The sequence below is a fragment of the Pedococcus sp. KACC 23699 genome, assembly GCF_045348425.1.
GTDB lineage: Bacteria > Actinomycetota > Actinomycetes > Actinomycetales > Dermatophilaceae > Pedococcus.
The window spans coordinates 3,844,285-3,861,190 of sequence record NZ_CP157483.1 but is presented as its reverse complement, the minus strand read 5'-3'; the positions used below and the strand labels follow the sequence as shown (position 1 = coordinate 3,861,190).

19 protein-coding genes are annotated in these 16,906 nt (G+C 71.6%); 13 read left to right on the top strand and 6 right to left on the bottom strand.

Going from position 1 to position 16,906, the window contains the following annotated elements; genetic code table 11:
- Nucleotides 1-8: 8 nt before the first annotated feature.
- Complete coding sequence (locus tag ABEG17_RS18165; protein WP_406830892.1) at nucleotides 9-1,019, bottom strand: alpha/beta hydrolase; 1,011 nt, start codon at nucleotides 1,017-1,019, stop codon at nucleotides 9-11.
- A gap of 75 nt (nucleotides 1,020-1,094) precedes the next feature.
- On the opposite strand from ABEG17_RS18165, the gene dop reads away from it, so the two are divergent.
- The 4 genes from dop (at nucleotide 1,095) to prcA (ending at nucleotide 4,548) form a co-directional block, all read left to right on the top strand.
- Nucleotides 1,095-2,612, top strand: a complete 1,518-nt coding sequence (gene dop / locus ABEG17_RS18160) for a depupylase/deamidase Dop (RefSeq protein ID WP_406830891.1) — start codon at nucleotides 1,095-1,097, stop codon at nucleotides 2,610-2,612.
- A gap of 78 nt (nucleotides 2,613-2,690) precedes the next feature.
- Nucleotides 2,691-2,897, top strand: coding sequence for a ubiquitin-like protein Pup (locus ABEG17_RS18155; RefSeq protein ID WP_056914404.1), 207 nt, complete (start codon nucleotides 2,691-2,693; stop codon nucleotides 2,895-2,897).
- Nucleotides 2,894-3,721 (top strand): proteasome subunit beta, encoded by an 828-nt coding sequence (gene prcB / locus ABEG17_RS18150; RefSeq protein WP_406830890.1) that lies wholly within the window; start codon nucleotides 2,894-2,896, stop codon nucleotides 3,719-3,721. Before ABEG17_RS18155 ends, prcB begins: the two co-directional genes overlap by 4 nt.
- Nucleotides 3,718-4,548: a proteasome subunit alpha gene (prcA, locus tag ABEG17_RS18145; protein WP_406830889.1), complete on the top strand. Its 831-nt coding sequence runs from the start codon at nucleotides 3,718-3,720 to the stop codon at nucleotides 4,546-4,548. The genes prcB and prcA overlap by 4 nt, the downstream gene beginning before the upstream one ends.
- Nucleotides 4,549-4,598: 50 nt before the next feature.
- On the opposite strand, the gene ABEG17_RS18140 is transcribed toward prcA, so the two are convergent.
- The 4 genes from ABEG17_RS18140 to ABEG17_RS18125 form a co-directional block, all read right to left on the bottom strand.
- Nucleotides 4,599-5,324, bottom strand: a complete 726-nt coding sequence (locus tag ABEG17_RS18140) for a dienelactone hydrolase family protein (RefSeq protein WP_406830888.1) — start codon at nucleotides 5,322-5,324, stop codon at nucleotides 4,599-4,601.
- A gap of 36 nt (nucleotides 5,325-5,360) precedes the next feature.
- Nucleotides 5,361-5,996 (bottom strand): peroxiredoxin, encoded by a 636-nt coding sequence (locus tag ABEG17_RS18135; RefSeq protein ID WP_406830887.1) that lies wholly within the window; start codon nucleotides 5,994-5,996, stop codon nucleotides 5,361-5,363.
- A gap of 51 nt (nucleotides 5,997-6,047) precedes the next feature.
- Nucleotides 6,048-6,983: an alpha/beta fold hydrolase gene (locus ABEG17_RS18130; RefSeq protein ID WP_406830886.1), complete on the bottom strand. Its 936-nt coding sequence runs from the start codon at nucleotides 6,981-6,983 to the stop codon at nucleotides 6,048-6,050.
- Nucleotides 6,984-7,181: 198 nt separating this feature from the next.
- Entirely contained in the window at nucleotides 7,182-8,180 is a 999-nt protein-coding gene (locus tag ABEG17_RS18125) for an NAD-dependent epimerase/dehydratase family protein (RefSeq protein ID WP_406830885.1), read from the bottom strand.
- 115 nt (nucleotides 8,181-8,295) lie between these two features.
- On the opposite strand from ABEG17_RS18125, the gene pafA reads away from it, so the two are divergent.
- From pafA to ABEG17_RS18110, 3 genes are all read left to right on the top strand, one after another.
- Nucleotides 8,296-9,663: a Pup--protein ligase gene (pafA, locus tag ABEG17_RS18120; protein WP_406830884.1), complete on the top strand. Its 1,368-nt coding sequence runs from the start codon at nucleotides 8,296-8,298 to the stop codon at nucleotides 9,661-9,663.
- 95 nt (nucleotides 9,664-9,758) lie between these two features.
- On the top strand, nucleotides 9,759-10,730 hold the full coding sequence (locus tag ABEG17_RS18115; protein ID WP_406830883.1) for an FKBP-type peptidyl-prolyl cis-trans isomerase: 972 nt from the start codon (nucleotides 9,759-9,761) through the stop codon (nucleotides 10,728-10,730).
- Nucleotides 10,731-10,783: 53 nt separating this feature from the next.
- Nucleotides 10,784-11,170 carry an FKBP-type peptidyl-prolyl cis-trans isomerase gene (locus ABEG17_RS18110; protein WP_406830882.1) on the top strand — a complete coding sequence of 129 codons (387 nt, stop codon included), beginning with the start codon at nucleotides 10,784-10,786 and terminating at the stop codon, nucleotides 11,168-11,170.
- Between the two features lie 26 nt (nucleotides 11,171-11,196).
- On the opposite strand, the gene ABEG17_RS18105 is transcribed toward ABEG17_RS18110, so the two are convergent.
- Nucleotides 11,197-12,324, bottom strand: a complete 1,128-nt coding sequence (locus ABEG17_RS18105) for a DUF3866 family protein (protein ID WP_406830881.1) — start codon at nucleotides 12,322-12,324, stop codon at nucleotides 11,197-11,199.
- 52 nt (nucleotides 12,325-12,376) lie between these two features.
- Between ABEG17_RS18105 and ABEG17_RS18100 the strand changes: the two genes are divergently transcribed.
- From ABEG17_RS18100 to ABEG17_RS18075, 6 genes are all read left to right on the top strand, one after another.
- Complete coding sequence (locus ABEG17_RS18100; protein WP_406830880.1) at nucleotides 12,377-13,366, top strand: helix-turn-helix transcriptional regulator; 990 nt, start codon at nucleotides 12,377-12,379, stop codon at nucleotides 13,364-13,366.
- Entirely contained in the window at nucleotides 13,363-14,352 is a 990-nt protein-coding gene (locus ABEG17_RS18095; RefSeq protein WP_406830879.1) for a helix-turn-helix transcriptional regulator, read from the top strand. Before ABEG17_RS18100 ends, ABEG17_RS18095 begins: the two co-directional genes overlap by 4 nt.
- A 10-nt stretch (nucleotides 14,353-14,362) precedes the next feature.
- Nucleotides 14,363-14,674: a hypothetical protein gene (locus tag ABEG17_RS18090; RefSeq protein WP_406830878.1), complete on the top strand. Its 312-nt coding sequence runs from the start codon at nucleotides 14,363-14,365 to the stop codon at nucleotides 14,672-14,674.
- A gap of 88 nt (nucleotides 14,675-14,762) precedes the next feature.
- Nucleotides 14,763-15,080, top strand: coding sequence for a Sec-independent protein translocase subunit TatA (gene tatA / locus ABEG17_RS18085; protein WP_406830877.1), 318 nt, complete (start codon nucleotides 14,763-14,765; stop codon nucleotides 15,078-15,080).
- Between the two features lie 47 nt (nucleotides 15,081-15,127).
- Entirely contained in the window at nucleotides 15,128-15,934 is an 807-nt protein-coding gene (gene tatC, locus ABEG17_RS18080) for a twin-arginine translocase subunit TatC (RefSeq protein WP_406830876.1), read from the top strand.
- Between the two features lie 54 nt (nucleotides 15,935-15,988).
- On the top strand, nucleotides 15,989-16,900 hold the full coding sequence (locus ABEG17_RS18075) for a diacylglycerol/lipid kinase family protein (RefSeq protein ID WP_406830875.1): 912 nt from the start codon (nucleotides 15,989-15,991) through the stop codon (nucleotides 16,898-16,900).
- Nucleotides 16,901-16,906: the final 6 nt, after the last annotated feature.

Below are 16,906 nucleotides of genomic sequence, written 5' to 3'. Positions count from 1 at the left end.
GGACGAGCCTAACCGCCGGACGCCACCTGTGGGACGTGCGTGTCCTCCAGGTGGGACCGCATCTCCGCGACGAGCTCTGCGCGGTGCTGCGCCGCGCTCGGCACCACCCCCGGTATCGACGCGAACCCGTGCGGCACGCGCACGTAGTTCGTCAGGCGGACGGGCACCCCGGCCTCCCGCAGGGCTGCGGCGTAGCGCGAGCCGTCGTCGCGCAGCGGGTCCCGGTCGGCGGTCTGGATCAGGGCGGGCGGCAGCCCTTCGAGGCGCCCGAACAGCGGGGAGATGAGCGGGTCGCGCAGGTCCGCGCCCTCAGGCGCGTAGTGGTTGCGGAAGGCGACGATGCTCGAGCGTGTGAGCATCGGAGCGCCGGCCAGCTCGTGGATCGACGGGGAGGCCAGCGTCATGTCGGTCGCCGGGTAGATCAGCGCCTGGTGGCGCACCGGTGAGTCACCCCGGTCGCGCAGCACCTGTGCGGTGACCGCCGCGAGGTTGCCGCCCGCACTGTCACCGCACAGGCCGATCCGCGTGGTGTCGGCCCGCAGCACGTCGGCCCGCTGCGCCACCCAGGAGGTCGCGTCGACGCAGTCGTGTGCGGCGGTCGGCGCCCGGTGCTCGGGAGCGAGCCGGTAGTCCACGCTGACCACCACGGCGCGGACCTGTGCCGCCAGGTGGCTGCAGAGCGGGTCGTACATGACGACGTTGCCCTGGACGAACCCGCCACCGTGCAGGAAGACGATCACGGGGACGTCGGCCTCGGTGTCGCGCACGGCCCGCGGGCGGTACAGCCGCAGCGGGATGGAGTACCCGTCGCGGGCCGGTGCCGTGCCGTAGGTGATGCCGACGGTCCGGTCGACGGCACCGGTGACCCACGAGAACGGCGGCCGGTCAGGGGTGACCGTCCCGCGCTCGGCCTGGATCTGCTCGACGGTGCGGCGCTCCACCGGCGGGCGCAGTCCCCTGTCCAGCAAGGCCGTCAGCGCGGCCGTCCAGGGGTACAACGCTGTGGGGGAGTGACGCATGCCGAGAAACTAACTCACCTAGGGTGAGGCCATGAGCCTGGACGCACCGCACGGACCCTGCAGCGAGCTCCGCCGATGACCGTCCGCAGGGTGATGGGGGTCGAGACGGAGTACGGGATCTCCGTGCCCGGCGACCCTGCCGCCAACCCGATGATCCTGTCCGGCCAGGTGGTCAACGCGTATGCCTCGGCCCAGGGCATCCGGGCCGCGCACGCGTCGTGGGACTACGCCGACGAGGCGCCCCTGCGCGACGCCCGGGGGTTCGAGATGGGCCGGGGGCTGGCCGACCCGAGCCAGCTCACCGACGAGGAGGACCCCACGCTGGCCAACGTCGTCCTCACCAACGGCGCCCGCCTCTACGTCGACCACGCCCACCCCGAGTACTCCTCGCCCGAGGTGACCACCCCGCGGGCCGCCGTGGCTTGGGACCGCGCCGGCGAGCTGATCATGGCCGAGTCGGTCCGCCGCCTCTCGCAGGGCCCGCCCGGCGTCAACCTCTACAAGAACAACACCGACGGCAAGGGTCAGTCCTACGGCACCCACGAGAACTACCTCATGCGCCGCGAGACGCCGTTCTCCGACATCGTGCGCCACCTGGTGCCGTTCTTCGTGGCCCGCCAGGTGGTCACGGGGTCCGGCCGCGTGGGCATCGGGGTGGACTCGCGGCGGGCCGGGTTCCAGCTCAGCCAGCGCAGCGACTTCTTCGAGGTCGAGGTCGGGCTCGAGACGACGCTGAAGCGCCCGATCATCAACACCCGTGACGAGCCGCACGCGGTGGCCGACCTCTACCGTCGGCTCCACGTCATCATCGGCGACGCCAACCACTGCGACGTCGCGAACCTGCTCAAGCTCGGGACCACGTCGCTGGTGCTGGCGATGATCGAGGACCGAGCCATCCACGAGGACCTCACCGTCGCCCGGCCCGTCGCGACCCTTCAGGCGGTCAGCCACGACCCGACCTGCCGACAGCTCGTCGAGCTGCGTGACGGGACCAAGCTCACCGCGGTGCAGCTGCTCTGGCGCTACCACGACGCCGCCGAGCGCTACCTCCAGGACAGGTATGGCGCCGAGCGGGACAGCGACACCGTCGAGGTCATGCGGTGGTGGGCCCTGGTGCTCGACAAGCTCGAGCGGGACCCGTCGGAGGCGGCGCGGGAGGTCGACTGGGTCGGCAAGCAGCAGGTCATGCAGGGCTACATCGACCGGGACGGGCTGGACTGGGCGGACGCGCGCCTGCGCGCCATCGACATCCAGTGGTCCGACGTGCGCCCGGACAAGGGCCTGTTCCACCGGCTGCGCCGCTCGGGTCGCTTCGAGGAGCTCGTGTCCGACGAGGCCGTCCTCGAGGCGGTGCGCGAGCCCCCGGAGGACACCCGCGCCTACTTCCGCGGCAAGTGCCTGGAGAAGTACCCCGACCAGATCGCCGCCGCGTCCTGGGACTCGGTCATCTTCGACGTCCCGGGCCACGCCTCCCTCCAACGGGTGCCGATGCTGGAACCGTTGCGGGGCACGCGGGCAAGCGTCGGATCGCTGCTCGACCGCAGCCCTGACGCGGCCACCCTGCTGCGCGAGTTGGCCTCGGCATCGGGTTAGGTTCGGACTAGGGTCGAAGCAGGACGGGCGCCCGCGCCCACGTCGCCACCGTGCAGCACCGAGCGAGAGGTCACGGACATGCCGAGCCAGGAGCAGAGCCGCCCACAGCGCAGGGACGACGCGCCCGACGAGGCGCCCGAGCCCACCCCCGCCGCTCCGGAGGCCACCGCCCGCAAGGAGAACCTCGACTCCGACATCGACAGCGTCCTCGACGAGATCGACGGCGTGCTCGAGTCCAACGCGGAGGAGTTCGTCCGCGGCTTCGTGCAGAAGGGCGGCCAGTGAGCACAGGCGCGGACGCGGGGAGGCTCCCCGCGGCATACCTGTCCACGGGATCCTCGTCCTTCACCGACTTCGTCGGCGCGCACGCGCCTCACCTGCTGCCCTCGCGGCGAGCGCTCCCCGTCGGGAGCACCCTCGAGGCACCGCACGGCACCACCATCGTCACCGTCACCTACGACGGGGGTGTCGTCATGGCCGGCGACCGGCGCGCGACGATGGGCAACCTCATCGCCAACCGTGACATGGAGAAGGTCTTCGCAGGCGACGAGTACTCCGCCGTCGGCATCGCCGGCACCGCGGGCATCGCCATCGAGCTGGTCAAGCTGTTCCAGGTCGAGCTCGAGCACTACGAGAAGATCGAGGGGACGCTGCTGTCGTTGGAGGGCAAGGCCAACCGCCTCGCCTCGATGATCCGGGCCAACCTCGCCATGGCCATGCAGGGCCTGGCCGTGGTGCCCCTGTTCGCGGGCTACGACCTGGACAAGGGCACGGGCCGGATCTTCTCCTACGACGTGACCGGCGGGTGCTACGAGGAGCACGACCACCACAGCGTGGGCTCCGGCTCGCTGTTCGCGCGCGGCGCCATGAAGAAGCTCTGGCGGCCGGGCCTGTCCGCCGACGGTGCCGTCTCGCTGGCTGTCGAGGCGCTGTACGACGCCGCCGACGACGACTCCGCCACCGGCGGTCCCGACGTGGGCCGCCGGATCTGGCCCACCGTCGCCGTGGTGGGCGGCCAGGGCGTGGTCTTCCGCACCGACGACGAGCTCCGCACGACCGTGGAGGCCGTCATCGCGGCCCGCCAGGGCAACCCGGGAGGTGCGCGATGAGCAGCATGCCGTTCTACGTCTCGCCCGAACAGCTCATGAAGGACCGGGCCGACTACGCCCGCAAGGGTATTGCGCGTGGTCGGTCCGTCGTCGTGCTCGGCTACGACAAGGGCATCGCGTTCGTCGCGGAGAACCCGTCCCGAGCCCTGCACAAGGTCTCCGAGATCTACGACCGCATCGCGTTCGCCGCCGTGGGCAAGTACAACGAGTTCGAGAACCTGCGCGTCGCCGGGGTGCGGTACGCCGACCTGCGCGGCTACTCCTACGACCGGACCGACGTCACGGCCCGAGGACTGGCCAACGCCTACGCGCAGACCCTCGGGACGGTGTTCACCCAGGAGTCCAAGCCCTACGAGGTCGAGATCGTCGTGGCCGAGGTCGGCGGCAGCGCCGACGAGGACCAGATCTACCGGTTGACCTACGACGGGTCGGTGGCCGACGAACGCGGGTTCGTCGCCATGGGTGGCGCGGCCGAGCCCATCGAGACGGGGCTCAAGGAACGCTGGACCCCGGGACTCTCGCTCGGTGACGCCCTGCGCCTGGCGGTCGACCTGCTGGCCAAGGACCCGGCCGGTGGCCCGGCCCGCGTCCTGGGAGCCGGACAGCTGGAGGTGGCCGTGCTGGACCGGGAGCGACCGCGGCGCACCTTCCGCCGGATCGGCGGCGGCCTGCTCGACGCGCTGCTGAGCACCGAGGACCCGACTCACGACGCCCCCGTCGAGGACGACACGACGCCGGGACGCCACGACACCCTGACGGGTGAGTCGCCCCGCGACGAGTCGACCAACCCGCAGACACAGCGCCCCGCCGGCCAGTCGGACGCCTAGCCAGTCGAACGACTGGCCGGGCGGGGATCCTGCGTGAGACGGGGAGCCCGTCAGACGGGGAGCTTCTCGAGCAACCAGCTCTCGGTCGTCACCCAGGCCTGGCTCGAGGCCGCCTCGTGGTGGAACATCGGCGAGGGGTTGTCGAACGCGTGCCCGGCGCCCTCATAGGTCAGGAACGTGACGTCGTCGTTGGCCGCCGTCACCGCGGCCTCGATCTCGCCGACGGTCTCCACCGGGATGTAGGCGTCCTCGAGCCCGAAGTGGTGCAGGCTCGGGGAGGTGACCTGCGGCGCGATGCCGAGCAGGCTGGGCAGGGCCGAGCCGTAGTAGCTCACGAGCGCGTCCGGTGCGGCGCGGTCGGCACCGGCTGCGGCGGCGACGTTGAACGCCATACCCCCTCCGAAGCAGAACCCGACCACACCCGCGGGCCCGCGGACCTCCGGGCGGTCGCGGACGGCAGCGAGGGCGGCCACACCGTCGCGGACGCCCGCCTCCCAGTCGAACTGCCCCATGAGCTCCATCGCGCGCGGCAGGCCCTCGCCACCCTCCTCGACGACCGGGTCGCCCAGGCGCCAGTAGAGGTGGGGGACGAGCACGACGTAGCCGAGCGCCGCGAGGTCGGCCGCCCGGGACGAGATGTACTCGGTGACGCCGAAGATCTCCTGGTAGAGGACGATGCCCGGGCCCGCGCCGGACGCGGGCAGGTGGAGGTCGGCGGGCATGGAGCCGCCCTCCACGTCGACGGACAGGACCTCGGGGGAGCTGGTGGTTGCCATGCTCCCAACGTAGGCCGCGCCGGGCCGCCCTGCCCGTCAGGCGGTGGGCACGTCCGCGTAGCGCAGGTAGGGCTTGACCACCTCGACGCCCTTGAACCTGGCCTGCGCGTCCTCGGTTGACACGGTGGGAGCCACGATGACGCGGTCGCCGGCCTTCCAGTCCGCGGGGGTCGAGAACGGCCCGGAGTCATTGACCTGCAAGGCATCCAGCGCCCGAAGGATCTCGTCGAAGTTGCGGCCGGCGCTCTTGGGGTAGGTCAGCGAGAGGCGCACCTTGCCCGCCGGGTCGATGAGGAAGACCGAGCGGACGGGGGACGTGTCGCCGGCGCCCGGGTGGATCATGTCGTAGAGCTCGGCGACGTTGCGGTCCTCGTCGGCGACGATCGGGTAGTCCACGGACGCACCCGCGACCGCCTCGATGTCGGACTTCCAGGCATGGTGGTCGTCAAGGCCGTCGACCGACACGGCGAGCACCTTGGTGTTGCGACGGGCCCACTCGTCCTTGAGCTGGGCGACGCGTCCGAGCTCGGTCGTGCAGACGGGCGTGAAGTCGGCGGGGTGGCTGAACAGCACGGCCCAGCCGTCGCCCTTCCAGTCGTGGAACGTCAGCTCGCCCTCGGTGGTCTGGGCGGTGAAGTCGGGGGCGTCGTCGCCCAGTCGCAGCGTGGCCATGAAGGGCTCCTTGTCGAGGTAACGCGATGTTTGTCGAGACCAAACATGCCGTTACCTGACCGAGGTGTGGATGCCCCGTCCGGATGGTGGACCCGCCGAGACCGTCAGGGCGTCGGCCACCGCCGCCACGCTGGCCGGGTCCAGCAGCACGCCGTAGTGGTCGGAGTCGAGCCCCCGGACGGTCACGTCCGGGGGCAGGTGGGCCGCGGCGATCCGGTCGGCGGTGTAGAGACCCTCGGGCTGGCCCAGCGGTCCGCGACCGGCGTACAGCAGCGTGGCGGAGCACTGCATCGTGTGGACGGCGCTGAGGGTGGCGGGGTCCGACACGAGGTCGGCCCAGTCCGCCCGCACGGACTCCAGCGACGAGGTCGACCGCATCTGCCCGCGAGGGCCTGCGAGGTCGTGCAGGAGGTAGGCCGCGAGCGCGGGGCCGGACGCCCCGTCGAGGTGGGGGCCCAGGGTCGGGTGGACACCCCAGTGGGCGAGGTAGGCAGCGTCGTCGTCGAAGGTCATCGACAGCCGGTCCATCGCCGGCCCGATGATGCTGTGCAGCACCTCGTCCACGTCGGCGATGGCGTTGAACAGCGAGCCGGGGGAGGGAAAGGCGAGGCCGCCGTCGACGAGCACCACCGCCCCGACGTCCTCGGGGTGCGTGGCGGCGGCCAGGGCCGCGACGAACGCCCCCATGTCGTGGCCGGCGAGGACCGGTCGGGTGACGCCGAAGTGGACCAGGAGGGCGTGGACGTCGGCCACGTGGTCGGCCAGACCGGCGGAGCGCAGGTGCGAGCTCTCCGCCCTGCCGCGCATGTCGGGCGCGAGGACGTGGACCAGGCCGTCGAGCCGTCGTGCCACCGGCACCCAGGCGAGGGCGTTCGAGGAGATGCTGTGCAGGGCCACGACGACCGGGGCGCCGTCAGGGGCCTGCGTCAGGCGGTGCACCGTGAGCGACCCGCCGTCGACGGCCACCTGCTCGGTCAGCGGTCGCACGTGCGGTCCCCTCTCGACGTCGCGTCAGGTCACGGCCCGGACCGCGGCCCGGACCATGGTGCGTGCCGGGGCCGGGACGAAAACGGCCGGGTCGGTCCCGGCCGCTGTGGTGCGGCCCTGACGCTACGCACCGGGCGGCCACCGCCCTATGGCGCGCGGCGCCACATCGCCTCCCCGGATGTGTGCTCGCCCGACGGCTCAGGATGCAGTGCGGGCGAGGTCGACGAGAGCCGCCTCGTCGGCAGGCGACAGCCCGGCCCGGCGCGGGCGACCCGGTCCCTGCGACACCTCCCACGCGAGGGTGTCCTCCAGGGTCTGGTCGAGGGGACGGGCCACCAGCCCTCGTGCCTGCGCGGCCGCCGTGCTGCGGGTCATCATCCCGGCGTACTCGGGCAGCGGGAGCCACAGGGGCAGCGACCGCTCCCCGGACCAGGGGCTGACCCGGTGCCCGGCCAGCCACTCCTGCGACACCGGCACCAGCTCGCCGGTGTGGCCCGCCACCCGGCGGGCGGTCTCGAGGTGATCGCCCAGGGCAAGCACCGGTCCCGAGGCGTTGACCACTCCGGTCACCGCCCGCTCCGCGCACCCCAGCAGCCAGGCCGCGAGGTCGCGGACGTCGAGCACCTGGGTGCCGACGGGGGAGTCGGGCACCAGGACCGCACCGTCCTCGGTCGCCGGGTGGGCGAACCGCAGGGGCCAGTAGCCGGTCCGGTCGGTGTGGTCCCCGGGCCCGGCGATCAGTCCCGAGCGGGCGACCAGGGCCCGGTCGGGTACGGCGTCGAGCACCAGCTGTTCGCACGCCACCTTCCGCGCGCCATACGTCTGCCCGGCCTCGTCGTCGTCGACGAAGGGGTCGAGCAGCCGAGCGGACTCGTCGGCGCCCGGCTCGTCGTCGGCGGCGTAGACGGAGGCCGACGAGACGAAGGCCCACGAGCGCGTGGTCCCGGCGAGCGAGGACAGGGCGCCCCGGACGTGGCTGGGCTGGCGCGCCAGGTCGACGACCGCGTCCCAGGCGGTCCCGGAGACCGCGTCGTACGCTCCCGGCGCAGTCCGGTCCGCCTGCACGAGCGTGACCCCGGCGGGAACGCCACCGGACTCACCGCGAGCCAGGGCCGTCACCGCGTGCCCGGCCGCCACCGCCTGGGCGGCCACCTCCCGACCCAGCCACGCGGTCCCACCCAGCACGAGGATCTTCATGGACCCACGCAACCAGCGGGGCCGCGCCCTGTCGAGGGTGTTCGCGCTGGGCGCACCACGGCGGGGACGAGCGGTTCGCCGCGGCGACAGCGGTGTTCGAGCCTAGAGTGTGTCCATGGACCGTCGGATCTTCGGGATCGAGAACGAGTACGGCATCACGTGCACGTTCGAGGGGCAGCGCAGGCTGACCCCCGACGAGGTCGCGCGCTACCTCTTCCGCAAGGTCGTGTCGTGGGGTCGGTCCTCCAACGTCTTCCTCTCCAACGGTTCCCGGCTCTACCTCGACGTGGGGTCGCACCCGGAGTACGCCACGCCCGAGTGCGACCACGTCCGCCAGCTCGTCATCCACGACAAGGCGGGGGAGCGCATCATCGAGGGCCTGGTGGCCGATGCCCAGGAACGCCTCACCGAGGAGGGCATCGAGGGCGAGATCTACGTCTTCAAGAACAACACCGACTCGGCGGGCAACTCCTACGGCTGCCACGAGAACTTCCTCGTCGGTCGGGCCGGCGAGTTCCAGCAGCTGTCGGACGTGCTCATACCCTTCCTCGTCAGCCGCCAGATCACCAGTGGCGCGGGCAAGGTCGTGACGACCTCCAAGGGCGCGACCTACTGCGTCAGCCAGCGCGCCGACCACATCTGGGAGGGCGTCTCCTCGGCCACGACGCGCTCGCGTCCCATCATCAACACCCGCGACGAGCCGCACGCCGACGCCGAGAAGTACCGCCGACTGCACGTCATCGTCGGCGACTCCAACATGAGCGAGACGACGACGATGCTCAAGGTCGGATCGGCCGACCTCGTGCTCCGGATGATCGAGGCGGGGATGGTGGTGCGCGACCTGACCCTGGAGAACCCCATCCGCGCCATCCGCGAGATGAGCCACGACATGACGGGCCGCAAGACGGTGCGGCTGTCCAACGGCCGCGAGCTGTCCGCGCTGCAGATCCAGTCCGAGTACCTCGAGCGGGCGCAGGCGTACGCCGACCGCGAGGGCCTGGAGGACCCGATCCACAAGCAGGTCCTCGACCTGTGGGAGCGCACGCTCACGGCGGTCGACACCGGCAACCTGTCGCTGGTCGACACCGAGATCGACTGGGTCATCAAGCACAAGCTCATCACCGGCTACATGGCCAAGCACGACCTGCCGATGGAGCACCCGCGGATCGCCCAGCTCGACCTCGCCTACCACGACGTCAACCGCCGGCGCGGGTTGTTCTACGTCCTGCAGAAGCACGGCCGGGCCGCCCGCCTGTGCACCGACCCCGAGGTCTTCGAGGCCAAGACGGTGCCGCCGCAGACCACCCGGGCCAAGCTGCGCGGCGACTTCATCAAGGCCGCCCAGGAGCACCGCCGCGACTTCACGGTGGACTGGGTACACCTCAAGCTCAACGACCAGGCCCAGCGCACCGTCCTGTGCAAGGACCCGTTCGCCGCCGTCGACGCCCGCGTGGACCGGCTCATCGAGGGCATGCGCGGCTGAGCCTGCTCGCGGTGCACGGACCGCGTTGCGGGGATTGCCAGACTGCGCGGTTATGGTGGTCGCTGGTCCACCGCCCCCAGCGAAAGTCCTCCATCGTGCCTGTGCGTCCCCGTTCCTCCCGCCCCAACCGTCGCCTCGCGGTGATGGCGGGCGCCCTGACCGCCCTGCTGGCCCTGACGGCCTGCGGCAACTCCGACAACTCCAAGGCGTCCTCGCCGTTGGACGGCATCACCGTCTCCGGAGGCAGCGACACCAGCGCGCCGACCGTGGCGATCACGCCGAAGCCCCTGTCCGTCACCGAGACCACGACCCGGGTCGTCAAGGCCGGCAACGGCCCCGTCGTCACGAACGACGAGATCGTCAGCGTGAAGTACGTCCTGCTGAACGCCAAGGACTCCTCGGTCCTCGACACCAACTACGGCAAGCAGAACCTCGGGCTCAGCCTGGGGACGCAGAGCCTGCTGCCCGGCCTGAAGAAGGGCCTGGCCAACCAGAAGGTCGGCTCGCGCGTGCTCGTCGCAGTGCCCCCGAAGGACGCCTTCGGCGCCCAGGGCAACACCGACATCAAGGTCGGCGGCACGGACACCGTCGTCTTCCTCATGGACGTGCTGTCCGCGACCAAACCCCTGGCCAGCGCCGAGGGCAAGGCGGTCAAGCCCTCCGCCGACCTGCCGGCCGTCAAGGTCGAGAGCGGCAAGCCCGCCGCGATCACCATCCCCAAGGGGAAGAAGCCGCCGACCAAGACCGTGGGTCAGAACCTCATCGAGGGCTCGGGCGCCAAGGTGCAGGCCGGCCAGACCATCCGCGTCACCTACACCGGCGCGCTCTGGAAGGACGGAAAGGTCTTCGACTCCTCGGCGAGCTCGCCGCAGGGATACTTCGAGACCGTCATCGGCAAGCAGCAGGTCATCAAGGCCTGGGACGCCCAGCTCGTCGGCAAGACCGTCGGCAGCCGGGTCCTCATGGTCGTGCCGCCGGCCGACGGCTACGGCGCCGCCGGCAGCCCCCCGAAGATCAGCGGCACGGACACCCTCGTGTTCGTCGTCGACATCCTCGCGGCCTACTGACCCCCATCCCACCCCGCGCCCCCGGCGCGACACCACCAGACAGGAGCACCAGCATGGGTTTCGACCCCAAGACCACCAAGCCGGAGATCGACTTCCCCGGCGACGTCGCCCCCACCGAGCTCGTCATCGAGGACGTCACCGAGGGTGACGGCCAGGAGGCCGGCGCGGGTGACACGATCTCGGCCCACTACGTCGGAGTGGCTCACTCCACCGGCGAGGAGTTCGACTCGTCGTGGGGCCGTGGAGCACCCCTGGACTTCCGCCTCGGCGTCGGCCAGGTCATCCGCGGCTGGGACGACGGCATCGTCGGCATGAAGGTCGGCGGCCGTCGCAAGCTCACGATCCCCGCTCACCTCGCCTACGGCGACCGCGGCGCGGGCGGCGCGATCAAGCCGGGCGAGACGCTGATCTTCGTGGTCGACCTCGTGGACGTCCGCTGACCGCGGACCCCACCGGCTGAGCTCCCTCAGCCACCAGCACCATCCAGCAGCCGGGCGGCATACCGCCCGGCTGCTGCGCTGTAGAGGAAGGCTGCGTGGTCCTCGTCCAGGCCGCGGCCCATGGTCGACAGCCTCACGGGTGAGCCGCGCAGCGCCTCGTCGAGACCGTCCTCCTCGACCTGCGCGAGGCGCACCGGGCCGGACGCCTCGGCCACCAGCTCGCAGGCCTGGCGCAGCACCAGCTCACCGAACTCGCCCGTGGGGTGGGTGACGACCAGGTCTGCGGGCACCAGGGCGATCCGCCCGTATGCCGTGCGGCTGTGGTGGGAGATCCCGCGGTGCCGTTCGCGGGCGTCGGCGTCCGACACGCGCAGCGCGCCGACCCCGCGTCCGCGCAGGGTGGACGCGGCGTTGAGGGCCTCGCCGGCCGCCACGCCGGTGTAGCCCCAGCTGGTGCCGGTGCCGACGTTGCCCGGGCCCTGGATGACGACGGCCACGTCGGCTGCCAGGACGTGCTTGGCGGCGAGCAGGCCGGAGTGCAGGGTGACGGCCTCGTGCTCGCCGCCGTAGGCCTGGCCCACCGTCACCGTGCTGTGCAGCCAACCCGCCTCGCGCAGGCCCGCGACCGCTCGCGAGAAGGCGATCGGCAGGGCGCCGCCGTCGGGCATGAGGTAGACGACGCGGGCGTCGGGGCGTTCGGCCCGCAGCCCGGCCAGGACGGCGGGCAGGGCGGAGTGCAGGTCGGCCACGACCACGGGCAGGCCCTGCAGGTCGCCGGCGTCCGCCGCCCCCGAGGTCAGGGCCGCGTGGTGCGGGCTGTCCTGCTCGTCGACCGCCATGAACATCTGCTGCTGCGGGGTGTACCGCGCCTTGACGATGTGGCCTGATGCTGTCGTCGGGTCGGCAGGCGGGTCGGCGGGGAGCCGGTCGGGCGCCGCCACGACGAACGCGAGCCCGCCGGTGCCAAGGCCACGCAGCAGTGCGGAGGCGTTGAGCAGCACGCGGTCACCGACCTGTGGCTCGCCGACGAGGGCGGTGTAGGCCAGCGCTCGCACGAGGTCACCGTCGTCACCCGCCAGCCGCACGGCATACTCCACGGCGCCCGGCCACCGGCCACGCACCTCCTGCACCGTGCCCTCACGCCACTGCATCACGACACGCAGACTAGCCACGGACCGTGCGCACGACTCCGGTAGCGTCGGGCGGGTGAGTTCACCCAACGGTCCGGCGGCCAAGACCGAGCGCCTGCTCAACCTCGTGCTCTGCCTGCTCTACACCCGCCGGCCGCTGCCCAAGTCCAAGATCCGCGACATCGTGCCGCAGTACGGCGACGCCGCCAGCGGCGAGGCCTTCGACCGGATGTTCGAGCGCGACAAGGACGAGCTGCGCGAGCTCGGCATCCCGCTGGTCACCGCCGAGATCGGCGGAGTCTGGGACGACGAGGTGGGCTACCGGATCGACCAGCGCGAGTACGCCCTGCCCGACATCGAGTTCGAGCCCGACGAGCTGGCGGTCCTCGGGCTGGCCAGCCGGACGTGGGCGCACGCATCGCTGGCCGGCCCGGCCGCCCAGGCCCTGCGCAAGCTCAAGGCCGCCGGCATCGAGCGCGACGGCGACTCGCTCATCGGCATCGAGCCCCGGCTCGGGACGAGCGAGCCGGCGTTCGAGCAGGTGAAGAACGCCGTCGTCGGCCAGCAGACGATCTCCTTCGGCTACCGCACCGGTGGCCAGGGCGAGGTCAACACCCGTCGCGTCCAGCCGTGGGGACTCGCTTCGTGGCACGGCCGCTGGTACCTCACCGGGTTCGACCTCGACCGCGACGCGTCGCGCGTGTTCCGCCTGTCCCGGATCGATGGCGAGGTGTCCGTCGTGCGCAAGGCCGAGCCCTACACCGTACCGGCGGACCACCGTGCCCAGGAGATGATCCGCAGCACCGTGGGCGAGCAGGAGCCGCGCCCCTCGGTCGTCCGGGTGCGTGAGGGCCGGGGTCAGTCGCTGCGCCGGCGCGGAACGGTCGGCGCCGTCGAGGGGGAGTGGACCGTCCTCGACGTGCCGTTCACCGACCCCTACGCCTTCGCCGACGAGGTGAGCGGGTATGGCGCGGACGTGGTCGTCGACGAGCCGGCCGAGGTCCGTGAGCTCGTCGTCGCGCGCCTCCAGGGGGCGCTCGCCGCCCACGGAGCAGGTGCGGCATGAGCACGCCCGAGACCGCGACCGCGCGGTTGACGCGGCTGCTGACCATGGTGCCGTGGCTGGTCAACCGCCAGGGCATCGACACCGAGCAGGCCGCGGCCGAGCTCGGCATCACCGTCGAGCAGCTCGACACCGACCTGCGCCTGCTCTACCTGTGCGGGTACGGCCAGATGCCCGACGAGCTCATCGATGCGCAGTGGGAGAACGGGCGGGTGTTCGTCACCAACGCCGACACCATCGCCCGCCCCCTGCGCCTCGGGCGTGACGAGGCGCTGACCCTGATGGTCGGTCTGCGCGCGCTCGCCGCCGTCCCCGGGCTGGGGGAGCGCGATGCCATCGAGCGGGCCATGGCCAAGCTCGAGGAGGCGACCGGCGCCAGCGCCGAGGCGGCAGCGCGGGTCGAGGTCGCCATCAGCGAGGGCGTCGAGGCGGGCCTGCTCTCCGACGCCCGTCGGGCGGTCGAGGGCCACCGGCGCGTGCACCTGCGCTACCTCGTGCCCAGCCGCGACGAGTCGACCGAGCGCGACGTCGACCCCATGCGCGTGGTCAACCTCGACGCGAAGTGGTACCTCGAGGGCTGGTGCCACCGGGCCCAGGACACCCGCCTGTTCCGGATGGACCGGATCGAGGCGCTCGAGGTGCTCGACGTCGACGGCACCCCGCCCCCGCAGGCGGAACTGCGCGACCTCGACGCGGGCACCTTCACACCGCGTGCCGACGACACGCTCGTCACGCTGAGGCTCGGTCAGGGCGCCGCCTGGGTCGCCGACTACTACCCCGTGGAGACGGTGGAGACGGCGCCCGACGGCACCTCTCTGACCGTCACCCTGCGCACCGCCGACACGTTGTGGCTGCGGCGCCTCGTGTGGCGCCTCGGCGGGCACGGCACGGTCGTCGCCCCAGCAGAGCTGGCCGCCTCGGTGACCGAGGGCGCGACCGCGGCGCTCGCGGCATACGGCGTCGAACCCGCCACCGGCGCCGGCGGGTAGGGTCGGACGCATGTGGTGGTGGGTTCTGATCTGGGTGCTGCTCGCGCTGGTGGCGTTGGGCTACCTCGCGACGCGTGCGTGGGGTCTGTGGGGCCAGGTCAAGGAGCTGGGCGCCGAGGTCCGCCGGGCGTCCGACACCGTGGCGGCGCTGCAGGCGCAGGCCGACCGCCTCGGAGATCCGCAGCCTCCGGTCCAACCCGCGATCTTCGACGACCCGCGCCAGCTGCGCCGGGAACGCGAGGCCACCCGTGCCTCGTTGAAGCAGCAGCGGCGCGCCCGTCAGGCTTCTCGCCGCCCCGCCTGGGCCAGGCATCTAGACTAGGAGCACCGGCGAGGTCGTCACCGATCTCGACCGGACCACCATCACCACCATCAGGTCGCCGCACCGGCGATCGAGAGGATTGATTCCCATGGGTCGCGGACTCTTCGAAGGCTGGCACCTCGTCGTCCTGCTGGTTCTGCTGGTGGTGCTCTTCGGCTTCAAGCGCCTCCCCGACGCGGCCCGCAGCATCGGCCGCTCCATGCGCATCTTCAAGTCCGAGGTGCACGAGATGAAGAACGACGGCAAGAGCGCGGCCAGCTCCGACACCGTCCCCGGTGAGACGGTGCGTGACCACAACGCCCCCGGCACGGCCGGCTACACCCCCGGTGCGACGCCGGGCACGACGGGGACCTCGCCCATCCGCGAGGACAACAGCCCGCGCACCGACAACAGCACCGGTCTCTGAGCGCCTAGACCCACCGCCCCGATCCACCCGAGCACCTGACACCGACCATGGCCTTCCGGCGTGCCCGCACCCCTGAAGGGCGGATGACGCTCGGTGACCACCTGCGGGAGCTGCGCCGCCGGTTCCTCGTCTCGGCCGTCACCGTCCTCGTCGGCGGGGTGCTCGGCTGGATCTTCTACCCGCAGGTCTACGCGAAGCTCTCCGCGCCCTTCAACGACTACAAGCTGGCCAACCCGCACAGCGTCATCAGCCTCAACTTCGGCAACGCGACCGCGGCGTTCTCCCAGCAGGTCAGCCTCTCGATCTTCGTCGGCGTCATCGTCTCGAGCCCCGTTTGGCTCTACCAGGTCTGGGCGTTCATCGTCCCCGGCCTGACCAAGAAGGAACGCAACATCTCGCTGATGTTCATCGGCGCGATCTTCCCGCTGTTCCTCGCCGGCTGCGCCCTCGCCTACTACGTCCTGCCTGCCGTGCTGGCCGTCCTCTACGGGTTCACGCCGGCGGGGGCCTCGAACATCCAGCAGGTGTCGGAGTACTTCAGCTTCGTGACGCGGTTCATCCTCGTCTTCGGCGCCGCGTTCCTGCTGCCCGTCTTCCTCGTTGCCCTCAACGCCATCGGCATCCTCCCGGCGTCGGCGATGCTCAAGGCGTGGCGGCCGGCGATCTTCGGCATCTTCGTGCTCTCGGCCATCGCCACGCCCACCCCGGACGCCTTCACGATGTTCCTCATGGCCATCCCCCTGACGGTGCTCTACTTCCTGGCCATCGCCGTCAGCAAGCTCATCGAGCGGCGCAAGCGCAAGAGCCGACCCGACTGGGTGGACGTGTCGGACGACGAGGCGTCGGCGCTCTAGGCCGGCCGTGCGGTCCGGCGACGACGGTCGCCTCGTGGGCGGTAGCCTCCGCGCGTGAGCAAGCGCATCGGGCTGGTCGTGAACCCGACCTCGGGCAAGAACCGCGGCATGAGCCTGGGCCTGGAGGTGGCCCAGCGGATGCGGGCCGCCGGCCACGAGGTCCTCGACCTCTCCGACGAGACGTATGCCGCAGCGCGGGACCGCGCGCTCGGCGCCATCGCCCAGGGGATCGACGTCCTCGCCGTGGTCGGTGGGGACGGGATGGCGCACCTCGGCATCAACCTCGCCGCCGAGACCAAGGTGCCGCTGGCCCTCATCGCCGCCGGGACCGGCAACGACATCGCCCGCGGCCTCGGCCTCCCCGTGCACGACCCGGTGCGAGCAGCGGACCTCGTGACGACCGGGGTGCCACGGGTGATCGACGCCGTCTGCAGCACCGACGAGCACGGCGGGACACGGTGGTTCGGGGGAGTCCTGGGGGCGGGCTTCGACTCCGTCGTCAACGAGCGCGCCAACACCTGGCCGTGGCCAAAGGGCCAGATGCGCTACAACCTCGCCATCCTGCGCGAGCTGCCGACGTTCAGGGCGATCCCGTACGCGGTCACCGTCGACGGCGTCCGCCACGAGATGCGGGCGATGCTCGTGGCCGTGGGCAACGGGCCGAGCTACGGCGGCGGGATGCAGGTGCTCCCCGACGCACGGATGGACGACGGGCTGGTCGACGTCCTGGTCCTGCACGAGATCAGCACCCTGGAGTTCCTCAAAGTGTTCCCCAAGGTCTTCAAGGGCGCGCACGTGGGGCACCCGGCGGTCGAGATCCTTCGGGGTCGCGAGGTGACCCTGGAGGCGGCGGGGATCATCGCCTACGCCGACGGTGAACGGTTCGGACCACTGCCCCTCACGGTCCAGGTCGTGCCCGGCGCGGTCACCGTGCTGACACCCTCCACACTCGCGGTGGGTCGCTGACGTAGC